This window comes from Streptomyces sp. NPDC019890, from assembly GCF_044903445.1.
Lineage (GTDB): Bacteria > Actinomycetota > Actinomycetes > Streptomycetales > Streptomycetaceae > Streptomyces.
The window spans coordinates 115,982-140,121 of sequence record NZ_JBJDQK010000006.1 but is presented as its reverse complement, the minus strand read 5'-3'; the positions used below and the strand labels follow the sequence as shown (position 1 = coordinate 140,121).

Genomic DNA, 24,140 nt, shown 5'->3' with positions numbered 1-24,140 from the left:
CGCTGAGGCGCCCCGGGGCCCGGATCTCCTGTCAGGAGGTCCGGGCTTCGTCGTACACGGCACGGGCCTGCTGCACCTCGTCGAGCCGCCGTTCGGTCCAGCGGGCCAGTGACCACACCTGCTCGGCCGCCTCCTTGCCGAGCGCGGTCAGCAAGTAGTCCACGCGCGGCGGGATGACGGGCTTGGCATCCCGGTGCACGAATCCGTCGCGCTCCAGGGTCTGGAGGGTCTGCGCCAACATCTTCTCGCTCACGCTGCCGACCTCCCGCGTCGGAGATCCTGACAGGTGCGGGTGTCCCCGCTCCGTTCGCCGAGATCCTCGTCGACGTCGACGCGGCGGTGGGCCGCGGGCTGCTGGCCCGGACGACGGGCGACCTGGCGCGGCTGACCGGCCGCCCGACGACTCCGCTGGCCGACTCGGTCGCGGCAGCGCTCGCCGCGGTGTGACCGAACCTGCGTCATGACCGTATGCCGATACGGGCATGACAGTCCGGCCCTGTGCCGCGTACCTTCGTCGTGGTGATGCGCGCAGGGCAGGAGGGGCAGATGAAGCCTGAGGGCGAACAGCGGGCAGGACTGCTGTACGGGATCGGGGCCTACGGAATGTGGGGCCTCGTCCCGCTGTTCTGGCCGCTCCTGAAGCCCTCCGGAGCGGCGGAGATCCTCGCCCACCGGATGGTCTGGTCGCTGGCTTTCGTCGGCATAGCGCTGCTCGCACTGGGGCGGTGGGGCTGGGTACGGGAACTGATACGCAGCCCCGGGAAGCTGGGGCTGATCACGGTCGCCGCGGCCGTGATCACCGTCAACTGGGGCATCTACATCTGGGCCGTGAACTCCGGCCGTGTCGTCGAGGCGTCGCTCGGCTACTTCATCAACCCGCTGGTCACCATCGCGATGGGCGTACTGCTGCTGAAGGAGCGGCTGCGCCCGTCGCAGTGGGTGGCGGTGGGCACCGGTTTCGCGGCGGTGCTGGTCCTGGCGATCGGCTACGGGCAGCCACCATGGATCTCGCTGACGCTCGCGTTCTCCTTCGCGACGTACGGCCTGGTCAAGAAGAAGGTCAATATCGGCGGTCTTGAGTCACTGGCCGCCGAGACCGCGATCCAGTTCCTGCCGGCACTCGGCTTTCTGCTCTGGCTGGGCGCCGACGGCTCGCTGACCTTCGGCGCGCACGGGGTCGGCCACGCTGCACTGCTCGCCGCGACGGGCGTGGTGACGGCGGTGCCGCTGGTCTGCTTCGGCGCGGCGGCGATCCGGGTGCCGCTCTCCACGCTGGGGCTGCTGCAGTATCTGGCGCCGGTCTTCCAGTTCCTGCTGGGCGTCCTGTACTTCCACGAGGAGATGCCGGCGGAGCGGTGGGCGGGCTTTGCGCTGGTGTGGCTGGCGCTGACGTGTCTGACGTGGGACGCGCTGAGGACGGCACGGCGTACGAAGGCGGAGGCGCTGCGGCTGGCGAAGGCCGCGCCGCCGCTGTCCCGGGTCCTCGCGGAGCCCGCACCGCAGGCGGAACCGACGGCCTGACGCCTGACCGCGAAATCCGTCCCTCGTTCCGTCCCTCGTTCCGTCCCTCGTTCCGTCTTTCGTTCTGCCACTCGATCGGCCCACCGCCGACGCTGGGCGCAGGACCCCACCGCTGAGGCGGTGATACGCCGGAGGTCGAGGCCTTTCGCCATTCGGGCCGGGCCCGTGGAGCGGAGAGAGCGCGTCATGCCGCTGCCCCTCGCCCTTTCGGTCGACTTCGGTCAGGGGTTCACCGACACATGGACCGCGGTCGCCACATTCGTCCCGAAGCTCATCGCCTTCCTGGTCATCCTGCTCATCGGCCGGCTTCTGGCGAAGCTGACCGCCAGGATCGCCGACCGGCTGCTGCGCAGGGTCGGCTTCGAGCGGCTCGCGGAGCGCAGCGGCGTCGCGGACGCGTTCAGGGGGTCGCAGTACGACGCGACCGGGATCCTCGTCAGGATCCTCTACTACGGGATCCTGCTGATCGCCCTTCAGCTGGGCTTCGGGGTCTTCGGCCCCAATCCGGTCAGCGGCATGATCAACAGCGTGGTCGCCTGGCTGCCGAAGGCGCTCGCCGCCTGCGTCATCGTCGTGGTGGCCATGTCCCTTGCACGCGCGGTCCGCGACATCGTCCAGGGAGCACTGGCCGAGACCCCGTACGGCAGGGGCCTGTCCACGGTCGCCTGGGCCTGCATCGTGGCGCTCGGCGTGATCGCGGCGCTCGGCCAGGCCGAGATCGCGGCCGCGGTGACCGGACCACTGCTCACCGCGGCGCTGGCCACGGTCGCGGGCATCCTGATCGTGGGCGTGGGCGGCGGCCTCATCCAGCCGATGCGCCGGCGATGGGAGCGGTGGCTCTCGATCGCGGAGCAGGAGTCGGCGCGGGTCCGTGAGGAGGCGGAGTCGGGCCCGCCGACGGCGCCACGCCGCAAGCCTCCCGCGGGCCCGTCGGGTCCGGGCGAGGGGCCCGACTTCATCGACCCGATGTGAGCCGTGCGGCAACGGCCGTACCAGCCCTTCGCACGGAGACCCCGGGCCCCGAAGACCCTCAGTCCACCCCCAGCGCCTGCACGATCTCGGCCAGCACGGCCTTCCAGTGCGCCCGCTGCCGCTCACGCTCCGCCGAGCCCGCCAGATGTTCCTGATGGAAGCGGAGCACGGTCTTGTCCCCGGAGGCGGAGACGGCGACCTGGAGGGTGGTCGTGCCGTAGGTCAGCCGGACCCGGTCCCCCGGCCGATAGCTGCGCACCTCGCCCGCGATGCCGTCCTCGGTCTCGTACGGCTCCCCTTTCCCGGTGGGCAGTCGGGTGCCCTCACCGAGCCAGCGGGCGACACCCTCGGGGCTCACGACGAACTCCCAGACGGCGTCCACGGGGAGCGGCAGCGTCTTCGACACGCCGATCTCCCAGCCTGCGTCCTGCGTCAGTCCCGTAGGCATCATCAGTCCCCATCTGCGTGCCGGGCGCGGTGCGCCCGGACCTTGTTGCGGTTGCCGCACCGCTCCATCGCGCACCAGCGGCGCCGCCCCGGCCGCGAGGTGTCGACGAAGAGCAAGAAGCAGTCGTGCGAGGCGCATTCGCGGATGCGGTCCGCGTACGGACCGGTGAAGAGGTCGACCGCGTCGCGCGCAACGACGGACAGAAGTTGAGTCCCGGTGGCCGCCCGGACCCAGCCGCGGCTGCCGTCCAGGGTTATTCGCGGCGCGGGCGGAGCCTTGGCGGCCGCCTCATTGACCACGGCCAGGTCGCCGGGGCCGAGTGGGCGCCCATGCGCCCGGTCGGCGGTGAGCCGCCACAGCGCATCCCGCAGCGCACGGGCCGCAGCCACGTCCTTGCCGGTGACAACGGGCTCGAGCCCGCCGGGCAGCCGGCTCTCCGCCGCCCACCGCACCAGATCATCGGGCCCGTGCAGCACCTCGTACCGCGCGAACGCTCCAGGGCCTCCGGTGGGCAACAGTTCAAGACAGAGCGCCCCGGCGTCGAATGGATAGGTGTGCCCCTCCGGGGTGCGAAGGGTCAGTCCTCCTGCGACCTCACTCACGTAACTACTTTAACGGGTTACCATGACACTGCACTGGAAACTTGTCGTCGATACGTCCGACCCGCACGCCCAGGCCGATTTCTGGGCCGCGGCCCTGGGCTACGAGCTCGAGGACCACAGCGCACTGATCGCCCGCCTGCGCGGGTCCGGCCAGTTGCCGGACGACTCGACGGTCCAGTCGCACGGTCGCGAGGCCTGGCGCGATTTCGTGGCCGTCCGCCATCCGGACGACCCGTACGACAAGGACAGCGGCATGGGGAACGGCCGCCGGATCCTTTTCCAGCGGGTCCCGGAGCAGAAGACGACGAAGAACCGCCTCCACCTCGACCTGCATGTCGGCGCGGACCAGCGGGAAGCGGAGGTGGCCCGGCTGGAGGCACTGGGGGCAAGGGTCCTGTACGACGCGAACGAGCCCGAGGGCGTCTGGACGACGATGGCCGACCCCGAGGGCAACGAGTTCTGCGTGGAGTGACGGCCGGCCGGACCGCGGGCCCTCGGTTTGGCCCTGAACGCCCGGTTCGCGTGAACCTCACCGCGCCGCGACGTACCAGCGAGCAGCGCATTCGTTCGACATGCGAACACCAGTGACCGGTTTCCGCCCTTGACGGTGAGTCAAACTCTCACTGAACATTCAGCACGCACAGCGCATCACGCACGCGCCCCACAAGTTCCAGCGCACCAACGCACGCGCACCACAAGCTCCAGCGCCCCAGGACCCGCCATCCCGGGGCGTCTCGCACGTTCCGTCCTGTCCCCGTACGGAATCCCGGAGCCCCCACATGAACCTCTCCGTTCCCAGACGTACCGTCGCGGCTGCCGCGATAGCCCTGGCCGGGCTGCTCGCCTCCGCCGCGCCCGCCGCGAGCGCGGCCCCCGCGCCCGCGCTCGCCGCCCCCGACATACCTCTCGCCAACGTCAAGGCCCATCTGACCCAGCTGCAGTCGATAGCCTCCGCCAACGGCGGCAACCGCGCGCACGGCCGGGCCGGATACAAGGCGTCCCTCGACTATGTGAAGTCCCAGCTGGACGCGGCCGGATTCACCACGTCCATCCAGCAGTTCACCTCGTCCGGCGCCACCGGCTACAACCTGATAGCCGACTGGCCGGGCGGTGACGCCAACCAGATCCTGATGGCCGGTTCGCACCTCGACTCGGTCGGCGCGGGCGCCGGGATCAACGACAACGGCTCCGGCTCGGCAGCCGTCCTGGAGACCGCGCTCGCCGTCTCCCGCGCCCAGTTCAAGCCGGACAAGCATTTACGCTTCGGCTGGTGGGGCGCCGAGGAGCTGGGCCTGGTCGGGTCGAAGTACTACGTCAACAACCTTCCCGCCGCGGAGCGTTCGAAGATCTCCGGCTATCTCAACTTCGACATGATCGGCTCCCCGAACCCCGGTTACTTCGTGTACGACGACGACCCGGCGATCGAGAAGACGTTCAAGGACTACTTCGCGGGCCTGAGCGTCCCCACCGAGATCGAGACCGAGGGCGACGGCCGCTCCGACCACGCGCCGTTCAAGAACGCGGGCGTCCCGGTCGGCGGCCTGTTCAGCGGCGCCGACTACACCAAGACCGCGGCCCAGGCGCAGAAGTGGGGCGGCACGGCGGGCCAGGCATTCGACCGCTGCTACCACTCCTCCTGCGACAACACGTCGAACATCAACGACACCGCGCTCGACCGCAACAGCGATGCGATCGCGCACGCGATCTGGACGCTCTCGACCGGGACGACCACCCCGCCGGGTGATGTGTACGAGACCACGGCGGACGTCGCCATCCCGGACAACGGCGCTGCCGTCACCTCGACCGTCACCGTCTCCGGCCGCACCGGAAACGCCCCGGCCACCCTCAAGGCCGGCGTGGACATCAAGCACACCTGGCGCGGCGATTTGGTCGTCGACCTGGTCGCCCCGGACGGCACGGTGTACAACCTGAAGCCGTTCAGCTCCTCCGACTCGGCGGACAACGTCCAGGCGACCTACACGGTCAACGCCTCCTCCGAGGTCGCCAACGGCGCCTGGAAGCTGCGGGTCCAGGACAAGGCCGCGCAGGACACCGGCTATATCGACAGCTTCAAGCTCACCTTCTGAGGTACGCACGACTGCCACCCCCCACAGACTGCATGCGTGTGCATATACTGCGCACGCATGCAGTCGCGTACGAGGGGGAGCGCCATGACCCGCAAGTTCCTGTTCCTGCTGGGCAGCAGCCGCACCGGCGGCAACACCGAGGCGCTCGCCCGGCTGGCCGCCGAGCAGCTCCCCGACGGGGCCGAGCAGCGCTGGCTGCACCTGGCCGACCTGCCGCTGCCCGAGTTCGACGACCTGCGCCACGAGGGCGACGGCAGCTACCCGGCGCCCACCGGCGACGCGGCGACGCTGCTGGACGCCACCCTGGAGGCGACCGACCTCGTCATCGCCTCGCCGCTGTACTGGTACTCCCTCTCCGCCGGCACCAAGCGCTATCTCGACCACTGGTCGGGGTGGCTGCGGGTGCCCGGCGTGGACTTCAGGGCACGCATGGCGGGACGCACGCTGTGGGGTGTCACATCCTTCGCGAGCACCGCCGACAAGGCGGAGCCGCTGATCGGCACTCTGCGCAACACCGCCGAGTTCATGGGCATGCGCTTCGGCGGCGTGCTGCTGGGCAACGGCACGCGGCCGGGCGATGTCGTACGTGACGCGGAGGCGACGCTGACCGCCAAGTCCTTCTTCCAGCCGGTCAGGCCGTGAGGTCCCCGGTCAGGCCGTGATGTCCTTCGCCGTGAAACGCGCCCACGCCGCCGACCCGAACACCGCCGCGTACACCGTTTGCAGACCGAGGTTCTTCAGCACCTCGTCCCAGTAGACGGGCTCCCGCAGCAGGTCCGAAAAGGACAGCCAGTAGTGCGGGAAGAGATACGGATGGATCCCGTGCAGCTGCGGGATGCTGTCCAGGATCTGCACCGTGATCAGCAGCCCGACCGTCGTCGCCATGGCCGCGATGCCACTGCCCGTCAGGGTCGAGACGAACAGTCCGAGCGCCGCGAGCCCGGTCAGCGACGCCGCCACGACCACCGCGACGAGACCGGCCCGCAGCAGCCCGTCCCCGAAGGAGATCCGGGTGCCGGAGATCGTCGTGACATCGCCGAGCGGGAAGAGCAGCGACCCGACCGCGAGCGCGGACGCCGCCACCACGAGGGCCGCGACCAGGCAGAAGGCACACGCCGCGGCGTACTTGGCGAGCAGCAGCCGGGTGCGTCCGGCCGGCGCGACCAGCAGATAGCGCAGGGTGCCGGAGTTCGACTCGCCCGCGATCGCGTCTCCCGCGACGACGCCGATCGCCATCGGGAGGAAGACGGGCAGGGTCGCGGCGAGTGCCGCGAAGACCAGGAAGAGCCCGTTGTTGGTGATCTGCGTGATGAACGCCGGGCCGCCACCGCCGCCGTTGCCGACCGGACCGCCGTCGCTCGTCTCGATCTTCACGGCGACGCCGATCAGTACGGGGACGGCCGCCAGCACCCCCAGCAGGGCGAGCGTGCGCCAGCGCCGGAACGTGGTGGTCAGCTCGGAGCGGAAGAGACCGAGCGTCCAGTGACGCCGTACGGGAAGCGCCGTCGCCTCAGCCTGCAACATCGAAGCCCTCTCCGGTCAGGGCCACGAAGGCGTCCTCCAGGGAGGCGCGTTCAAGGCCGAAGCCCCGTACCCGTACGCCTGCCCGCACCAGTGCCGCGTTGAGGTCCGCGAGGTCCTTCCCGAGGTCCTTCGGAGGTGGTTCGCCGGTGACCCCGTCCTCGGTGACGGTCAGATCGCTCACGCCCTGCTCCTTGAGAACCCGCGCGGCGTCACCCGCGTCGGGAGTGGTGACGACCAGCCGGCCCCGCGCGCCCGCCGCGAGATCGGCGACCGGCCCCTGGATGAGCAGCCGCCCCTGCGCCATCACGGCCGCATGCGTGCAGACCTGCTCGATCTCGTCGAGGAGGTGCGAGGAGAGAAAGACCGTGGTGCCGTCGGCCGCCAGCTCCCGTACCAGGGAACGGATTTCCCGCATGCCCTGCGGATCGAGCCCGTTGGTCGGCTCGTCGAGCACCAGCAGTCTCCGCGGCTGCAGCAGCGCGGCCGCGAGACCGAGGCGCTGCTTCATCCCGAGCGAGTACGCCTTGGCTTTCTTGCCCGCGGCAGAGGTCAGCCCGACCCGGTCCAGCGCGGCGGCGACCCGGGCGCGCCGGGTGCGGGGGTCGGCGCTCGGGTCGGCACTGTCGTAGCGCAGCAGATTGTCCCGGCCGCTCAGGAACCCGTACAGCGCGGGCCCTTCGATCAACGCGCCCACCTGCGGCAGTACGGTCCGCACGGCGCGGGGCATCTGCCGGCCGAGAACCGTGGCGCTGCCCGCCGTCGGCTCGATGAGTCCCATCAGCATCCTGATGGTGGTGGTCTTGCCGGAGCCATTGGGGCCGAGGAAACCGAAGACGCTGCCGGCCGGCACACTCAGATCGAGCCGCTCGACGGCCAACTGCCCGCCCCGGTAACGCTTGGTGAGCCCGCGCGTCTCGATGACGGCTGTCATTCCGGTCCCCGTTTCTGTCGGTCAACGGTCCGCCCCACCGTACGGAGCGTACGGCGGGGCGGACAGCAGACGCGCCTTGCGTTACTTCGCCGCGTTCGCGGCCTGCACGAGCGCGTCCTTGGTCACGGCGCCGACGTAGACCGTGCCGTCGTCCGTCATCAGGGCGTTGACCAGGCGGGTCGTGAAGACCGTGCCCGAGCCGAACTTCCCCTCGACCTGGTCGCCGAGCGCGTCCAGGAACTTCTTGGCCTCCGGCGGGACGTCGCCGTCCTTGGGCGCGGTGACGCCCTTGCCACCCGGCGTCTCGATCTTGGCGATGGAGGTCCAGCCCTTGCCGATGACGTTCAGACCCTGGAAGTCGTCAAGGCCCTGGACGTCCTTACCGCTCCCCAAACCCTTGTCGTGCTTGAAGCCCTCAAGACCCTTGTGGTTCTTGAACCCCTCGTGCCCCTTGGCGGGGTGCCCCTTCTCCAGCTCGTCCCCCTCGGTCACCTTCGCGCCCTTGGGCGGGGTGAAGTCGAAGGTGGACGCCTCCGGCCTGGAGAAGTCGACCTTGGTGAAGCCGACGTCGATCGCGGCCTTGCCGCCGCTGCTCGGGGTGAGCGTGAACTTCAGCGGCACGCCGTTCTTCGCGTCCACCGCGACCTTGATGGAGCCGATCGTCGAACCGCTCTGCTTGGGCTTGATGACCAGCTGATAGGCGTCCCGGCCGGCCACCTGGGCCGTACCGCCGACAGTCACCGACGTGGTGTCGTCCGCGGCCTTCAACGCCTCGTCGGCGAGCGCCTTGGGCGTGGTCGGCAGGTCCTTCGGCGGTGTGGCCTTCTGGTCCTTGCCGTCGCGCGGTGCGCCGTCCTTCGAGTGGAAGGCCTCGTTCGAGGCACTGTCGTACGCCCAGACCTCGTCGCCGTTGTGGATCAGGCTGTACTCGGCGGTGTCCTCAAGGATCGACACCTTCTGCTTGTCGGGGCCGTCTGCCGCGATGCGCAGCGTGTGCGATCCCGTGGCCAGCTCCATCAGCTTGCCGTCGGGGGACGCGGACGAGCCGCCTTCGCCGTCCTGGCCCTTGGGGGCGAAGGAGCCGCCGCCCAGGCCGCCGAGACCGGCGAGCGAGGGCAGGCCGAGGTCCGTGTTGACCTTCACCGTGCCGGAGAGCTGCTGGGTGTCCGACGCGGCCATCTTCGCGATGAGTTCCTGCGCGCTGATCTTCGGCAGGTCGGGGTCACCGGAGGCAGCGAGCGCCGGGACGAGCCCGATGGTCGCCGCCGCCACCCCGGCCACCGCGACCGGGACGATGTAGCGCGCTGCCTTGCGGCGGCCCGCTGCGAGGTCCTCGGCCTCTTCGGTGGTCTGTGCGCTGTCGTTCGGTGCCATGGTGTGCCCTACCTCCGTGGTTGGTCAGGGTGGCGCTGTTCAACTGCATTCATCTGACCAAATCGGGCGTGAAGAAGCGTCAGACCGCGGGAGCAACTTGGCGTACTGCTCTGGGATGACAGAAGGACGCGGCGCCTCCCCCAACCAGTAGGGGAAGCGCCGCGAACCCTGGTGCCTTAAGGGTTACTTCTGGATGAAGACGTAGTCCGCCCCGTAGGGGACGCCGACGATCGCTCCCTTCGCGCAGCTGCCGGCCGGAGCGACGCCGCCCACGGTGTTCAGCCGGAAGATCTCCTGGGTGTTCGCGAGCAGTCCCCGCTTCTTGCCGGACTGGGTGGCCTTGAGGTCCAGCTCGGCGATGTTCTTGGCGCCGTTGGGCGTCTTGCTGATCAGCTTGCCGGTGACCGCGCTGTGGTCGGGCGCAATCCACTGCGGCGTACCGGAGTTGGGGGCGACGAAGGAGTGCGCGATGTGTCCGCCGAGGACGGCACGCACGTCGCGCTGCTGGAAGGAGTACGTGCCGTCGTCACCCTTCTTGCACTCGTAGATCTGCTTGCCCTTGACCACGGAGGCCTGGAAGTTGTCGAGGGCCTTGCCGAAGCCGAAGGAGCCGGTGACCTTGTGGAACTGGCCGCGGACCGCGCCGCCCGGGAAGGCGGCGGTGTGCAGATTGGCGTAGAAGCCGGTCGGGTCGGCCTTGAGGGCGTCGAGGACGGCCTTGTCGGTGACCTTGACGGTGCCGGTGACAGCGCCGGTCCAGCCCTTGGCCTTGGTCTTGCCCTTGCTGAGCAGCCTGGTGAAGTCCACCTTGATGCCGCCGTTGGTGCCCTTCGCGCCCTGGTGGATGTGGAGGGCGGTCGGCTTGTCGGTGCCGCGGAACTTCACGGCGACGGACACCTTGTCCCCCTTGACCTTCACAAACTCGAGCGCCGCGCCGTCGCGGTCACCGACGGCGGGTCCACCCTGCACCGGCACCTCGTTGGCGCCGTTCAGGCTCGCCACGAAGAGGGAGGCACCGCGGTCCGAGCCGGTGCGGTCCGAACCGCTCTGGACGGCGATGTCGGCGCTGTTCCCGTGCCCCGCGTGGTCGGCGGCGGAGCTCTTGCTGTCGGCCGAGGCCGGCAGGACGGCGAGCGCCACTCCGACAGCGGCGGCTACGGCGGTGGTACCGACAAGGAGGGCCTTGTTCCGCTTCATTCTGTTATCTCCCCGTACTGAGGCCAACGCCCTGTGCGTCAGCTTCTGGGCATGGGTACGGAGTGGATCGAAGGTTAGACTCAATCCAATAATGTGACCTGCGCCACAGATCGAGGGAGCGCCGGGCAGCGGTCCCCCTGAAGGGTGTACGGGAGATGAACGAGGGGTGTACGGAGGTCCTGCGGGCACGCCAGGAGGGCGCCCCGCACCGATGGTGAACAGGGCGTCCGCCATCAATCCCGGACGTTGGCCGGACAGCCCCGCGCGTCAGCCCCGAAGGGATCAGCCCACGCGTCAGCCGCGGCCGTCAGCCCCGCGCGTCAGCCCGCGCGGTGAACCACCGCGTCGCAGAGTTCCTCCAGCGCGGCCTTCGCATAGCACTCGGGCAGCGGCGCCAGCATCGCCCGCGCCTCCTCCGCGTACCGCACGGTGTCCCGCCTGGCCTGCTCCAGCGCGGGGTGAACGCGCAGCAGCCGCAGCGCCTCGGCATGCCGGGCGTCGTCCGTCAGATCCCCATCGAGCAGCGCGACGAGCTCACGGTCCTCGGGCCGCTCGTGCGCCTCCGCCTGCGCGCGCAGATGCAGCACCGGAAGCGTCGGGATGCCCTCACGCAGATCCGTGCCGGGCGTCTTGCCGGACTCGTGCGAGTCGGAGGCGATGTCGAGTACGTCGTCCGCGAGCTGGAAGGCGACGCCGAGCCGCTCCCCGTACTGGGTGAGGATGTCCACGACACCCTCGTCCGCGCCCGACATCATCGAGCCGAACCGGCCCGAGACCGCGATCAGCGAGCCGGTCTTGCCCCCGATGACGTCGAGGTAGTGCTCCACCGGGTCGCGGCCGTCCCGCGGGCCCGCCGTCTCCAGGATCTGGCCGGTGACAAGGCGCTCGAACGCCTCCGCCTGGATGCGTACGGCCTCGGGACCCAGGTCGGCCAGTATGTGGGAGGCCCTCGCGAACAGGAAGTCGCCGGTCAGCACCGCCACCGAGTTGCCCCAGCGGGCGTTGGCGCTGTCCACGCCGCGCCGCACCTCGGCCTCGTCCATCACATCGTCGTGGTACAGCGTCGCGAGATGGGTGAGCTCGACGACCACGGCCGAGGGCACCACTCCCGGCGCGTACGGATCACCGAACTGGGACGCAAGCATCACCAGCAGCGGCCGGAAGCGCTTGCCCCCGGCTCGTACCAGGTGCTGTGCGGCCTCCGTGATGAAGGGCACCTCGCTCTTGGTGGCTTCGAGCAGTCCCGCCTCGACAGCCGCCAATCCGGTCTGGACATCGGCCTCAAGAGCCTGGTCCCGCACGCTCAGCCCGAACGGCCCGACGACGGTCACGAGGGGATCTCCTGTCTGCTGACGGTCACACGGATTGTCGATGTGTCGCTGGATTCACTCAAGTCAGCGTATCCGGTCGCGTTTCGATCACCGTGGGCGCCTTCCCGCCGCCCCCGGTATGTTCGTGATCAGCCAATACGACATGAAACGGCTGCTTTGTCGGAACTGAGGTCCTGCCATGCGCATCCGCACCGACTTCCCGTACGAGACCTCCCACGAGGACATCCGGATCCCGATGCCGGATGGCGCAAGGCTCTACGCGCGCGTGTGGCGCCCGCTCACCGACGAACCCGTACCCGCCCTGCTCGAATATCTGCCGTTCCGGCTGAGCGACGGGACCGCGCCGCGCGACTGGCAGCGCCACCCCTGGTACGCGGGCCACGGCTACGCCTCCGTACGGGTCGATGTGCGGGGCCACGGCAACAGCGAGGGCATGCCCGGCGACGAGTACAGCACGACCGAGACGGCCGACGGCGTCGAGGTGATCAACTGGCTGGCCGCGCAGCCCTGGTGCACCGGCCGGGTCGGCATGTTCGGCATCTCCTGGGGCGGCACCAACTCGCTGCAGATCGCCGCGCTGGCCCCGGAGCCGCTGAAGGCCATCGTCACGGTCTGCTCGACGGACGACCGCTACGACAACGACGCGCACTACATGGGCGGTTCCGTGCTCGCCTGCGGCATGCACGCCTGGGCCGCCACCCTGCTCGCCTTCGTCTCCCGACCGCCGGACCCCCTCTTCGTCGGCGATCAGTGGCGGCAGATGTGGCTCGGGCGCCTCGAAGCGGTCTCCCCCTTCATCCACACCTGGCTCGCCCACCAGATCCGCGACGACTACTGGAAGCACGGCAGCGTCCGCGAGGACTATGCGGCGATCGAGGCGGCGGTCCTCGCGGTGGGCGGCCTGCACGACCCGTACCGGGACACGGTGCTGCGCCTGGTGGAGCAGCTGCCGCCCGATCGGGTACGGGGACTGATCGGCCCGTGGCCGCACCAGTACCCGGACCGGGGCCGGCCGGGCCCGGCCATCGGCTTTCTCCAGGAGACGCTCAGATGGTGGGACCACCACCTGAAGAACACGGCCAATGACGTGATGTCGGAGCCCCTGCTGCGCTCCTGGGTCAGCGAGTCGCATCCGCCCGCAACCGTGTACGAGGAGCTGCCCGGCCGCTGGGTCGGTGACCCCGCTTGGCCGTCGCCGCACGTCACCACCGTGTCGCACGCCCTGAAGGGCGAGCCGGTGATCGTCGACTCGCCCCAGCACACCGGCCTGGACGCGGGCCGCTTCCTCCCCTGCGGGAACGACGCCGATCTGCCGCCGGACCAGCGCGACGAGGACGCCCGCTCGGCCTGCTTCGAGTTCCCGGTCACCGACGCGCCGGTCGAGCTCCTGGGCCGCCCCGCCCTCACGCTGCGGCTTCGCCTCGACGTGCCCCACGGCCAGGCGATCGCCCGCCTCTGCGACGTCGCCCCCGACGGATCGTCCACCCTCGTCACGCGGGGTGTCCTCAATCTCTCCGCCCGCCACGGCCGCGAACGCGCGGGCGCCTGGCCGCTCGGCGCGAGTGAGGACGTGACCTTCGAACTGAACGCCGTCGGCCACAGCTTCCCGCCCGGCCACCGCATCCGGCTCGCCGTCTCCTCCGCGTACTGGCCGTGGATCTGGCCGCAGCCGGGCTCGGCGGGCTTCACCCTCGACCCGGCGGGCTCCCGCCTGGAGCTTCCCGTACGGTCCCAGGGCACGTCCGAGGACAAGATCCTCTTCGAGGAACCGGAGCAGTCCGAGCCGCTCGGGGTCAGCTCCCCCGTCACCCTCGACGAGCAGCGGCCCGAGCGTCTGGTGGTCCGTGACGTCGCCAAGGGCGAGTGGCGCCTGGAGGTCGACCCGCGACCCGGCGGCTTGCGGGTGTATCCGGACGGCCTGGAGTACACGGAGGACGCCCTTCAGACGTACACGATCCGCGAGCGCGACCCGCACTCCGCGCAGGCCCGCTCCGACTGGGCCGTCCGGCTGCACCGGCCGGAGCTGGCCTGGGACGTACGGATCGAGACACGCTCCGAACTCACCTGCGACGCGGCCGACTTCATCGCCTCGGACGAGGTGGTGTGCAGGGACGGCGACGAGATCGTCTTCCACCGCACATGGGAACGGCGCTTCCCGAGAATGGCGGGGTGAGCGGGCCGGGCGGGTGACCTGCCGCGGCGGGGCAACACCCACGTAACGTGTGCCCCACACACGTGGAAAGCGAGGCAAGCACCGATGCCCGAGCAGAGCCCGCTCGATCTGGCCGAGGGCGATCCCTTCGGCCCGCACAACCTCCCGTTCGGCGTTTTCACCACGGCCGACGAGCCCGGGCGCCGGCGGCTCGGCGTCCGCGTCGGCAGCCATGTGCTCGACGCCGGAGCAGCCGCCCACACCCTCGGCTCCCCCTACGCGGCACTGCTGGCGCAGCCGAACCTCAACCCGCTCCTCGCGGCGGGCCGCACCGCGTGGCGGGACGTGCGCCGGGCCATCACCGCATGGGTCACCGTGCCCGCCCACCGGCCGGACATCGAACCGCTGCTGCACCCGCTCGACTCGGTCGCGCTGCACCTTCCGTACGAGGTCGCCGACTATGTCGACTTCTACGCGAGCGAGCACCACGCGACGAATGTCGGCAAGATGTTCCGGCCGGACGGGGACGCCCTGACGCCCAACTGGAAGCATCTGCCGATCGGTTACCACGGCCGGGCCGGGACGGTTGTCGTCTCCGGCACCGATGTGGTGCGCCCCAGCGGCCAGCGCAAGACCCCGGCCGACCCCGCGCCCCTGTTCGGCCCGTCCGTGAAGCTCGACATCGAGGCCGAGGTCGGCTTCCTCGTCGGCACTCCCTCCGAGCTCGGCCGCCCGGTGGCCCTCGGGGACTTCCGGGAGCATGTCTTCGGTGTGACGCTCCTCAACGACTGGTCGGCCCGGGACATCCAGGCCTGGGAGTACGTGCCGCTCGGCCCGTTCCTCGGCAAGTCCTTCGCCACGTCCGTCTCCGCGTGGGTGACCCCGCTGGAGGCCCTCGACGCGGCCCGTACCGAGCCCCCCGCTCGGGACTTCGAGCTGCTGCCCTACCTCGACGACTCCGGCGACGAGGAGCCCGGCGGCTTCGACCTGCGCATCACGGTGGCGATCAACGGCCATGTGGTCTCCGAGCCGCCGTTCGCCACGATGTACTGGACGGCCGCCCAGCAGCTGGCCCATATGACGGTCAACGGCGCCTCGCTCCGTACGGGCGACCTCTTCGGCTCCGGCACGGTCAGCGGGCCCGAGGTCCACCAGCGCGGCTCGCTGCTGGAGCTCACCTGGAACGGACGGGACGCTCTCGAACTTCCCGAGGGCAAGCGGACCTTCCTGGAGGACGGCGACGTGGTGACGATGACCGCCTGGGCACCGGGCCCGGACGGCGTACGGGTCGGCCTCGGCGAGGTCACCGGCCGGATCGCGGCGAGCGCCGGACAATGACCGGACTCACCCTGCCCGAGGAGCTCCTGCTGCTCGCTCTCGACCCCGTGACGGGCCGCCGGCACTGCAGCAGGAGCTACCTCCAGTACGGACTGGCCGGCGCCGCCCTCGCCGAGCTGGAGCTCCAGGGCAGGGTCGCCGAGGCGCGCGGCAAGGTGACGGTGGTCAATCCAGTGCCGCCGCAGAACCCGCTGTCGGCGCAGATACTGGCGAGTCTCCCGGCCCCGGGCACCAGCCGGTTCGGCGACGGCGTGCGCGCCCGGCCCTGGGTCAGGCGCGCCGGGCGGCACATCGAGGAGTTGTGCCTGCACCACCTGGTGGGACGCGGCGCGCTGCGGGTGGAGACCCATCGCTTCCTGGGCATCTTCCCGTACCGCCGGTACCCCGCGGCGGCCGAGGACCTCTCGACCCCGGCCCGCGGGCGCTACGCCCAGTCGGTGTGGGCCGGCTTCCCGGACCGCCGCAGCCGGCTGCTGGCCGCCTTCACCGGGGCGATCGGCATCGCCAAAGTGCTCCATCCGAGATTCGAGTCGTGGCGGGGGCGGGGCGCACTGCGCGTTCTCGTACGGGAGCAATGGGCCCCGTACGCCGTGCACCGCGCCATACAGCGTGACAAGAAGTCGAGCAGTACCAGCGTCAGCTTCGGGGGCGACTCAGACGGTGGCGGAGGCGACGGCGGTGGCGGCGACTGACTCCCCCCGGGGTGGCAGATCTTCCCGACTGATCCACATCACCGCAGTTCAGCGGGGTGTCCCGGTGGTCGGTTCATGGCGCAACACTCTGGCAACACCACCGCCGACGCAGCGTCGGTATGGTCCGAGGCATGCCAGCCGAACGTATCCGTGAGCACACCGTGCCCCTCGCCGCCGCACGCCGGCGGCGGCTGCGCGCGGACCAGGCGCGGCAGCTCGCCGACCTGCTGCGCCACCAGGTGCGCACCGGCGGCTTCCCCGGCGGCGTGCTGCCGCTGGAGGGCACGATCGGCGACGACTACCGCGTCTCCCGCAACACCGTCCGCCAGGCACTGGATCTGCTTCGTACGGAGGGGCTCGTCGAACGCCAGCCGGGCGTCGGCACGGTCGTGGTGTCCGAGAAGTACCCGCACGGCCTCGACCGGCTGCAGGGCCTCGCCGAGACCCTGCACGAGCACGGCGACGTCACCAACGAAGTCCGCACCGTCGGCCCCGTCACCGCGCCCGCACCCGTGGCCCGGCGACTCGGCCTGCCCGAGCACACCGACGTGCTCTGCATCGAGCGACTGCGGCGGCTGAACGGCCTGCCCCTCTCGCTCGACCTCACCTACATCCCGATGGACATCGGCACCGGTCTGCTCGGCTGCGACCTGGAGCACACCGATGTGTTCCGGCTGCTCGAAACCCTCACCGGACAGCCGCTCGGCACGGCCGAGATCACCCTGGAGGCCGTCAACGCCGACGCGCACTCCGCCGCCGTACTCGAAGCCCCGCGCGGCGCCGCCGTGCTGATGCTCGAACGGCTCACGCATCTGTCCGACGGACGCCCCGTGGATCTGGAGTTCATCCGCTTCCGCGGCGACCGCATCACCATGAGCGGGCTGCTCCACCGCTCCCACTGACCCGTCCCCGTACCCCCGTACCCCTTTCCCGGAGACAGCCATGCCTCTCGCGCCCCAGCGTGCCGACGTGCCCGTGACCATCGACGAGTCGAAGTGCATCGACGGCTGCACGCTCTGCGTCGACATGTGCCCGCTCGACTCCCTCGCGATCAACCCGGACAGCGGCAAGGCCTATATGCACGTGGACGAGTGCTGGTACTGCGGCCCGTGCGCGGCCCGGTGTCCCACGGACGCGGTCACGGTCAACATGCCCTATCTGCTGCGGTAAAGCCCGAGAGGTCCGAACTCCCATGTCACGCAAGCCAGTTGTGCTCCTCGCCGCCACCCTGCTGCTGCCCCTCACCGGCTGTGGCGGCGACGCGGAGGCGGGCGACGGCTCGACCGTCACCGTCACCGTCGGCTACCAGTCCAAGACCATCAACACCGTCACGGCGGGCACGCTGCTGCGTTCGCTCGGCTACTTCGAGCGGGAGCTCGCGGCCCGCGGCAAACGTGAGGGCGTCACCTACAAGGTGAAGTGGCAGGACTACGCCACGGGCGCGCCGATCACCGCGCAGATGACCGCCGGGAAGATCGACATCGGTTCGATGGGCGACTTCCCGCTGCTGATCAACGCCACGCGCGGCAAGCAGCTGCACCGGCCGACACGGCTCGTCTCCGTCACCGGCTACAACCTGCGCGGTGGCCTCAACACCATTGTCACAGCACCCGGTTCGAAGCTGTCCTCGCTGAAGGACCTGCGCGGCAAGAAGGTCTCGACGAGTGTCGGATCGGCCGCGGACGGCACGCTCGTACGGGCGCTGCAACGGGCGGACATCGACCCGGAGAAGGACATCCGCAAGCTCAACCAGCAGCCGGCCGTGGGTGCGTCGGCGCTCCAGGCGGGCAGCACGGACGCGCTCTCGCAGTTCGTTGCCTGGCCCGGGCTGCTCGCCTTCCAGGGCAAGGCACAGGCGCTGTACGACGGGGCGGAGCTGAACCTGCCGACCTTCCACGGGGTCACCGCGCGCGAGGACTTCGCGAAGAAGCGGCCCACGGTGCTCGAAGACTTCCTGCGCGCGCAGGCCGACGCGACCGAGTATCTGCACAAGCAGCCGGTCGCGGCCGCGGAGTCGGTGGCCAAGGCGACCGGGCTCCCGGCCGAGGTCGTCTACCTCTACAACGGCGCGCACGGCATCGCGACCTTCGGACCGGCCCTCAAGCCCGAGCTGGTGGACGCGTTGAAGAAGGACGTGCCGGTGCTGAAGTCGGCGAAGCTGGTGGGCGACGTGGATGTGGACGCCTTCGTCGACGACCAGTATGTGAAGCGGGCGTACGGGAACGGCTACGCCAAGGCGCTCACGGCCGCGCCCGCGCCCGCACGCAGCGAGCTGTGGCTGAAGGGCAAGAACGCGACCCAGTCCTTCGTGACCCCGGTCGAGCTGCTGCGGCAGGTGGCCGCGGCTCCTGGACAGGTGCGCGCGGCGTATGTCCCCGACGCGACCACCGGCACACGCTGGTTCGCGGACAAGGCGGTGTGGGTGGCCGACGGCACGAAGCTGCTGCCCTTCGTCACCCGGTCCGCGGCCGCGGCCTATGTGACGGGACACGCGGGCGCCCGGACCGTGTCGTACGCCGAGGCCTTGAAGCAGGTGTCATGACCGGCCGACACGTCGTGCGCGCGCTGTCCCTGGTGGGCGCGCTCGGGGTGTGGCAGCTGCTGACCGCCTACGACATCAATCTGTGGCTGCGGTTCGAGCAGTTTCCGACGGTCGTCGATGTCGCGCGGGAGTTCGGGGAGCGGGTCGGGAGCGGTCCGTACTGGCAGGACCTGACCGACAGCCTCACCCGCATCGTCACCGGCTTCACGCTGGCGGCGCTCGCGGGCGTGGCGGTCGGCACCGCGATCGCCCGCTCCCACCTGGCGGCGGACCTGCTCGGGCCGGTGCTCGAAGTCCTCCGCCCGATCCCGGCGATCGCGCTGGTACCGGTGGCGATCCTGCTCTTCCCCAGCAACGAGCAGGGCATCGTCTTCATCACCTTCACCGCGGCGTTCTTCCCGATCATGGTCTCCACACGGCATGCCGTGCGCGCCCTGACCCCGGTCTGGGAAGAGGCGGTCCTCACGATGGGCGGCGGCCGGTGGCGGATTCTGGCGTCGGTGGTCCTGCCGGGGGCGCTGCCGGGGATCCTCGGCGGTCTCTCGGTGGGGATCGGCGTCTCGTGGATCTGCGTGATCTCGGCGGAGATGATCTCCGGAGAGTACGGGGTGGGTTACCGCACCTGGCAGGACTACACGGTGGTGGACTACCCCGGCGTGTTCGTGGGCATGGCGACGATCGGCGTCCTGGGCTGGCTGACGTCGACGACGGTGGAGCTGGCGGGGCGGCGGGTGACACGGTGGCTCCCGCGGGTGGAGTCGGGACCGCCGGTCCGGCGCCCGAGGGTTTCCGCCACCCCGCCGGTTCCCGTAACTGGGGGCAAGCCCCCAGGCCCCAGTACGCCCTTCGGGCATGTCCTCAATCGCCGGACGGGCTTGATTTCCGCCCGTCCGGAACTTGAAGGTCGCCCGGGCAAATCAAGCCCCGCCGGCGATTGAGGCGCGGTGAGGTTGGGGGTCCCCCGGACGGAGTCTGAGGGAGGGCGGGTAGGGAAAGCCCGCCGCAGGCCCCCCCCACCCACACCGCCATCCGCACCCACGAGGAGGCGTAAACCCATGACCACACCCCCCGAAACCACCCTCGCCCCCACCCCCGCACCGCCCCGTGGGACCCGGCTCACCCTGCGCGGTGCGTCGCTGGGGCGGACCGGAGCGCCCGTGCTCGACGGGATCGACCTGGAGGTCGAGCCCGGCGAGATCCTGACCGTCGTCGGCCCCTCAGGGTGCGGCAAGTCGACCCTCCTGCGGACCCTCGCCGGGCTGCTCCCCCCGCTCGACGGCGCAGTCGCGCAGGACGGTGAGCCCATCACCGCGCCCCGCGCCGAGCGGGCACTGATCTTCCAGGAGGATGCCCTCCTTCCCTGGCGCACCCTGCGCGGCAACGTCGAGCTCCCCCTGGCCATCAGGGGAGTCGGCCGCGCCGAGCGCCGCCGGAAGGCCGAGCAGTGGCTGGACCGGGTCGGGCTCGCCGACCGGGCCGCCCACCTCCCGCACCGCGTCTCCGGTGGGCAACGCCAGCGCGTCCAGCTCGCGCGAGCACTCGCCGCAGAGCCGCGGGCCGTCCTCATGGACGAGCCGTTCGGCGCGCTCGACGCGCAGACCCGCGCCGGGATGCAGCAGCTGCTCGTCGACGTGCTGCGCGGCACCGGCGCGACCGTCGTGTTCGTCACGCACGACGTCGACGAGGCGCTCTTCCTCGGCGACCGCATCGCCCTCCTCGGCACCGGACGCGTCCTCGACGTCCCCCGCCCCCGCGACCGTACTGCCCACGGCGAACCCACGACCCTCGCGCTGCGCCGCGAAGTACTCGAATCCCTCGGCACCTGAGAGGCCCTCCCCATGGACATCCCCGCACTCGCGGACGCCGAGGAACTTTCCTGCGACGTCCTCGTCATCGGCGGCGGCACGGCCGGCACCATGGCCGCGCTCACCGCGGCCGAGCACGGCGCGAACGTCCTGCTCCTCGAAAAGGCGCACGTACGGCACTCCGGCGCCCTCGCCATGGGCATGGACGGCGTCAACAACGCCGTCATCCCCGGCCGCGCCGAACCCGACGACTACGTCGCCGAGATCACCCGCGCCAACGACGGCATCGTCGACCAGTCCACCGTCCGCCAGACCGCGACCCGCGGCTTCGCGATGGTGCAGCGACTTGAGTCGTACGGCGTGAAGTTCGAGAAGGACGAACACGGCGAGTACGCGGTACGGCAGGTGCACCGCTCCGGTTCGTACGTCCTGCCGATGCCCGAGGGCAAGGACGTCAAGAAGGTCCTCTACCGCCGGCTGCGGCGGCGCGAGATGCGCGAGCGCATCCGGATCGAGAACCGGGTCATGCCGGTCCGGGTCCTCACGGCGGACGGCCGGGCCGTCGGGGCCGCGGGCTTCAACACCCGTACGGGACAGTTCGTTTCGGTACGCGCAGGCGCCGTCATCCTCGCCACCGGCGCCGCCGGCCGCCTCGGTCTCCCCGCCTCCGGCTATCTCTACGGCACCTACGAGAACCCCACCAACGCCGGTGACGGCTACGCCATGGCCTACCACGCCGGTGCCGAGCTGACCGGCATCGAGTGCTTCCAGATCAACCCGCTGATCAAGGACTACAACGGCCCCGCCTGCGCGTATGTCGCCAACCCCTTCGGCGGCTACCAGGTCAACCGGCACGGCGAGCGCTTCGTCGACTCCGACTACTGGTCCGGCCAGATGATGGCCGAGTTCGCGAACGAACTCGCCTCCGACCGCGGTCCCGTCTTCCTCAAGCTCAGCCATCTCCCCGAGGAGTCCATCGGCGCGCTGGAGGGCATCCTGCACTCCACCGAGCGCCCCACCCGCGGCACCTTCCACGCGAACCGCGGCCACGACTACCGCACCCACGACGTCGAGATGCACATCTCCGAGATCGGCCTCTGCGGCGGCCACTCGGCCTCGGGCGTACGCGTCGACGACCATGCCCGCACCACCGTGCCCGGTCTGTACGCCGCCGGTGACCTGGCCTGCGTCCCCCACAACTACATGATCGGCGCCTTCGTCTTCGGCGATCTGGCGGGCGCGGACGCGTCCCAGTACCAGGCGTACGAGGGCGAGTTGCCCGCCGACCAGCTGCGCGTCGCCCATGAACTGATCTACCGGCCGCTGCGCAACCCGGACGGACCGCCCCAGCCCCAGGTCGAGTACAAACTCCGCCGCTTCGTCAACGACTACGTCGCCCCGCCCAAGTCCGGCGCCCGGCTCTCCCTCGCCGTCGAGCACTTCGAGCGGATGCGCGGCGAGATCGCCGAGATGGGCGCCAAGACCCCGCACGAGCTGATGCGCTGCGCCGAGGTCGACTTCATCCGCGACTGCGCCGAGATGGCCGCCCGCTCCTCACTCGCGCGTACGGAGTCCCGCTGGGGCCTCTACCACGAGCGTACGGACCATCCGCAGCGCGACGACGAGGACTGGCTGCACCACTTGGACCTGCGCAAGTCGCCCGCCGGGACGATGGAGTTCACAGCCCGCCCCGTCGCGCCCTACCTGGTGCCGGTCGACGAGTTCAGCCCCACCGGCGGCCCGTCCCGCCACCTCGGCGAGGTCGCTCTTGAGCAGGTCTCCACGGCGGGGCCGCGCGAGATCGCGCCGACCGGCTCCCGCATCGCCGCGCCCGTACGCGTCGAGACACATGTCGCGGCCCACTCCCCGCGCATCCTCGAACTCCTCGCGCTCGCCGAGGAGGAGCCGTCGCTCACGGAGTTGAGCCCCTACCTTTCCGACGCCGACCCGGCGGTACGGGCCGCCGCGGTCGCCACGCTCACCGAGACCGCCCCGGACGGCACGGGCCCGGCGCTCGCCACGGCCCTGGTCGACGAGGACGCGGCGGTACGTGCCGCGGCCGCGGCCTCCCTCCAGGAGCTGGTCGAAGTCCTCCCGCCGACCCCGGAGTTGAGCACTCCCCTGGTGGCGGCACTCGACAACGACGACCCCCGGGTCCGCTCCACCGCGCTGGACGTCCTGCGCGCGCTCCGGCTGGGTGACGCCGACCGCTTCGGCGGCGCGCTCTCGGACCCGGCCATCGAGGTCCGTATCGCAGCCGTACGCGCCCTGGTCTCGGTCGACGCCTTCGATGTCATCGCCCGAGCGACCGCAGACCCGGCCCGCGAGGTCCGCGTCGCGGTGGCACGCAGCCTGAACGACCCGGCGGCGCTCGAGCCCCTGGTCCACGACCCGGACGTCCTGGTCCGCGCGGCCGCACTCGCCGCACTGTCCGTCGCGGGCTGCCCGTCCCCGTACGACACCACGGCGATCACCGCGCTGGCCACCCCGTCCTGGCAGGTCCGCGCGGGCGCGGCCACGGCCCTGGGCGCGGCCGGCCCGGACCTCGCCGTACCCGCCCTGGCCAAGGCACTCGGCGACGCCAACGCCGATGTCCGCAAGGCGGCGGTGCTGGCCCTGCTCCGGCACTCCGCCCGCGAGGACGCCCGGGCGGCGCTGGCGACCGCGGTCACCGACCCGGACGCGGACGTCCGCGCCTATGCCTCCAGGGCGGCTACCCCGGCCTGAGCGGCGGCAGCCCCATCGCATTGGGGAACGGCACCCCGCCCGCCTCGACGATCCGCCGGGCGAGCGGGCGCAGACACTCGGCGAGCCTCGCGCCGGCGAGGAGGGGCCGGGCAAGCCGATCGGTGGTGGCCTCGATGGCATCCCGCTCAAGGCGGCCCGCGTCGGTGAGGGTTCCGTCCTGCGCGAGCACTCCACGGTCGCGGAGACGGGCGTGCGCGGCCTGCCACTCGGCCTCGCTCCAGCCGCGGTTGAGGCGCTGCTCGGGCGGGGCGAGCCCCAGCGCCACAGTGATCACATTGGCCTCGCAGCCATCCACCCCGGCGGTCACCAGGGCGGCGACATGTCCGTCACCGCGGAATTCGCGCAGCGCGGTGGCGGCCCACCACAGCGCCAGATGGGGCTGCTCGGGCACGGGCAACGCGGCATGCGCGGCGAACAGCACCCTCCCGGCGACGGGCAGGGACTCGACCGCCCGTCGTCCGAGCTCCGCGGACTCGGCCACCTGCGGACCGTCGACGAGCTCGCCGAGCAGCCGACGCAGACACCGATCGGCCACGTCGAGCCGCGCCGCGAGGACCTGCGCGGGCGGGCAACGCTCCCAGGCATCGGGGAGCGCCCGGGCGACCCGGGCCGGTGCGAAGTTGTAGAAGGCGGCCGTCACCACCTCCGGCGGCACCGCACCGAGCGCGGCGGCCCGGGACGCGAAGTACCCCATCCAAAAGCCCTTGAGCCCGGACCCCGCGGCGGAGTACACGGGCCCCGTCTCGGGCGCGAAGTAGACGGGCGAGTGTACGCATTCCAGCAACTGCCAGATGTCGTCCATGAACGCCGACGCTAGCCGACACACAGGGCGCGTCAACGGCACGTGATGCCTTCACCCGCGCGCGGAAACCTGAT

The 24,140-nt window shown here is 70.8% G+C and carries 22 protein-coding genes and 2 pseudogenes; 15 read left to right on the top strand and 9 right to left on the bottom strand.

Annotated elements, in window-relative coordinates; genetic code table 11:
• Nucleotides 1–31: 31 nt before the first annotated feature.
• A pseudogene (locus ACI2LP_RS18210) lies at nt 32–268 on the bottom strand (winged helix-turn-helix transcriptional regulator); the annotation flags it as partial.
• A gap of 5 nt (nt 269–273) precedes the next feature.
• Between ACI2LP_RS18210 and ACI2LP_RS18205 the strand changes: the two are divergent.
• The 3 genes and pseudogenes from ACI2LP_RS18205 to ACI2LP_RS18195 all read left to right on the top strand — a co-directional run.
• A pseudogene (locus ACI2LP_RS18205) lies at nt 274–447 on the top strand (KR domain-containing protein); the annotation flags it as partial.
• Nucleotides 448–546: 99 nt separating this feature from the next.
• Complete coding sequence (gene rarD, locus ACI2LP_RS18200; protein ID WP_404725524.1) at nt 547–1,521, top strand: EamA family transporter RarD; 975 nt, start codon at nt 547–549, stop codon at nt 1,519–1,521.
• 186 nt (nt 1,522–1,707) lie between these two features.
• Entirely contained in the window at nt 1,708–2,493 is a 786-nt protein-coding gene (locus ACI2LP_RS18195) for a hypothetical protein (RefSeq protein ID WP_404725523.1), read from the top strand.
• Nucleotides 2,494–2,551: 58 nt separating this feature from the next.
• On the opposite strand, the gene ACI2LP_RS18190 is transcribed toward ACI2LP_RS18195, so the two are convergent.
• Nucleotides 2,552–2,941: an SRPBCC domain-containing protein gene (locus ACI2LP_RS18190; RefSeq protein ID WP_404725522.1), complete on the bottom strand. Its 390-nt coding sequence runs from the start codon at nt 2,939–2,941 to the stop codon at nt 2,552–2,554.
• A 2-nt stretch (nt 2,942–2,943) separates the two neighbouring features.
• Nucleotides 2,944–3,543: a CGNR zinc finger domain-containing protein gene (locus tag ACI2LP_RS18185; RefSeq protein ID WP_404725521.1), complete on the bottom strand. Its 600-nt coding sequence runs from the start codon at nt 3,541–3,543 to the stop codon at nt 2,944–2,946.
• A 22-nt stretch (nt 3,544–3,565) separates the two neighbouring features.
• Here ACI2LP_RS18185 and ACI2LP_RS18180 point away from each other — a divergent pair, with 22 nt between their 5' ends.
• The 3 genes from ACI2LP_RS18180 to ACI2LP_RS18170 all read left to right on the top strand — a co-directional run bounded on the left by ACI2LP_RS18180 (nt 3,566) and on the right by ACI2LP_RS18170 (nt 6,272).
• The gene (locus ACI2LP_RS18180; RefSeq protein WP_404725520.1) at nt 3,566–4,015 is read left to right on the top strand and encodes a VOC family protein; all 450 of its coding nucleotides are present in this window, start codon (nt 3,566–3,568) and stop codon (nt 4,013–4,015) included.
• A 307-nt stretch (nt 4,016–4,322) separates the two neighbouring features.
• Nucleotides 4,323–5,630 (top strand): M28 family metallopeptidase, encoded by a 1,308-nt coding sequence (locus ACI2LP_RS18175; RefSeq protein ID WP_404725519.1) that lies wholly within the window; start codon nt 4,323–4,325, stop codon nt 5,628–5,630.
• An 84-nt stretch (nt 5,631–5,714) separates the two neighbouring features.
• A complete protein-coding gene (locus tag ACI2LP_RS18170; protein WP_404725518.1) occupies nt 5,715–6,272 on the top strand; it encodes a flavodoxin family protein in 558 nt (185 codons plus the stop codon).
• A gap of 9 nt (nt 6,273–6,281) precedes the next feature.
• On the opposite strand, the gene ACI2LP_RS18165 is transcribed toward ACI2LP_RS18170, so the two are convergent.
• The 5 genes from ACI2LP_RS18165 to ACI2LP_RS18145 form a co-directional block, all read right to left on the bottom strand.
• Nucleotides 6,282–7,154 (bottom strand): ABC transporter permease, encoded by an 873-nt coding sequence (locus ACI2LP_RS18165; protein ID WP_404725517.1) that lies wholly within the window; start codon nt 7,152–7,154, stop codon nt 6,282–6,284.
• A complete protein-coding gene (locus ACI2LP_RS18160; protein ID WP_404725516.1) occupies nt 7,141–8,085 on the bottom strand; it encodes an ABC transporter ATP-binding protein in 945 nt (314 codons plus the stop codon). The genes ACI2LP_RS18165 and ACI2LP_RS18160 overlap by 14 nt, the downstream gene beginning before the upstream one ends.
• An 81-nt stretch (nt 8,086–8,166) precedes the next feature.
• Nucleotides 8,167–9,459 carry an outer membrane lipoprotein carrier protein LolA gene (locus tag ACI2LP_RS18155; protein WP_404725515.1) on the bottom strand — a complete coding sequence of 431 codons (1,293 nt, stop codon included), beginning with the start codon at nt 9,457–9,459 and terminating at the stop codon, nt 8,167–8,169.
• A gap of 183 nt (nt 9,460–9,642) precedes the next feature.
• Nucleotides 9,643–10,656, bottom strand: coding sequence for a CHRD domain-containing protein (locus ACI2LP_RS18150; RefSeq protein ID WP_404725514.1), 1,014 nt, complete (start codon nt 10,654–10,656; stop codon nt 9,643–9,645).
• Between the two features lie 320 nt (nt 10,657–10,976).
• Entirely contained in the window at nt 10,977–11,987 is a 1,011-nt protein-coding gene (locus ACI2LP_RS18145; protein ID WP_404725513.1) for a polyprenyl synthetase family protein, read from the bottom strand.
• Between the two features lie 178 nt (nt 11,988–12,165).
• Between ACI2LP_RS18145 and ACI2LP_RS18140 the strand changes: the two genes are divergently transcribed.
• The 9 genes from ACI2LP_RS18140 to ACI2LP_RS18100 all read left to right on the top strand — a co-directional run bounded on the left by ACI2LP_RS18140 (nt 12,166) and on the right by ACI2LP_RS18100 (nt 23,243).
• On the top strand, nt 12,166–14,160 hold the full coding sequence (locus ACI2LP_RS18140; RefSeq protein WP_404725512.1) for a CocE/NonD family hydrolase: 1,995 nt from the start codon (nt 12,166–12,168) through the stop codon (nt 14,158–14,160).
• Between the two features lie 84 nt (nt 14,161–14,244).
• Nucleotides 14,245–15,477 (top strand): fumarylacetoacetase, encoded by a 1,233-nt coding sequence (fahA, locus tag ACI2LP_RS18135; protein WP_404725511.1) that lies wholly within the window; start codon nt 14,245–14,247, stop codon nt 15,475–15,477.
• Nucleotides 15,474–16,169, top strand: a complete 696-nt coding sequence (locus ACI2LP_RS18130; protein WP_404725510.1) for a GPP34 family phosphoprotein — start codon at nt 15,474–15,476, stop codon at nt 16,167–16,169. The genes fahA and ACI2LP_RS18130 overlap by 4 nt, the downstream gene beginning before the upstream one ends.
• A gap of 131 nt (nt 16,170–16,300) precedes the next feature.
• Complete coding sequence (locus tag ACI2LP_RS18125) at nt 16,301–17,071, top strand: GntR family transcriptional regulator (protein ID WP_404725509.1); 771 nt, start codon at nt 16,301–16,303, stop codon at nt 17,069–17,071.
• 40 nt (nt 17,072–17,111) lie between these two features.
• The gene (locus ACI2LP_RS18120; RefSeq protein WP_266479325.1) at nt 17,112–17,339 is read left to right on the top strand and encodes a ferredoxin family protein; all 228 of its coding nucleotides are present in this window, start codon (nt 17,112–17,114) and stop codon (nt 17,337–17,339) included.
• A 22-nt stretch (nt 17,340–17,361) separates the two neighbouring features.
• The gene (locus ACI2LP_RS18115; protein WP_404725508.1) at nt 17,362–18,711 is read left to right on the top strand and encodes an ABC transporter substrate-binding protein; all 1,350 of its coding nucleotides are present in this window, start codon (nt 17,362–17,364) and stop codon (nt 18,709–18,711) included.
• Entirely contained in the window at nt 18,708–19,649 is a 942-nt protein-coding gene (locus tag ACI2LP_RS18110) for an ABC transporter permease (RefSeq protein ID WP_404725507.1), read from the top strand. The genes ACI2LP_RS18115 and ACI2LP_RS18110 overlap by 4 nt, the downstream gene beginning before the upstream one ends.
• Nucleotides 19,650–19,766: 117 nt before the next feature.
• A complete protein-coding gene (locus ACI2LP_RS18105) occupies nt 19,767–20,537 on the top strand; it encodes an ABC transporter ATP-binding protein (protein ID WP_404725506.1) in 771 nt (256 codons plus the stop codon).
• A gap of 12 nt (nt 20,538–20,549) precedes the next feature.
• On the top strand, nt 20,550–23,243 hold the full coding sequence (locus tag ACI2LP_RS18100; protein WP_404725505.1) for a fumarate reductase/succinate dehydrogenase flavoprotein subunit: 2,694 nt from the start codon (nt 20,550–20,552) through the stop codon (nt 23,241–23,243).
• Here ACI2LP_RS18100 and ACI2LP_RS18095 read toward each other — a convergent pair.
• Nucleotides 23,230–24,066: a hypothetical protein gene (locus ACI2LP_RS18095; RefSeq protein ID WP_404725504.1), complete on the bottom strand. Its 837-nt coding sequence runs from the start codon at nt 24,064–24,066 to the stop codon at nt 23,230–23,232. The two genes, ACI2LP_RS18100 and ACI2LP_RS18095, sit on opposite strands and share 14 nt — an antisense overlap.
• Nucleotides 24,067–24,140 lie beyond the last annotated feature (74 nt).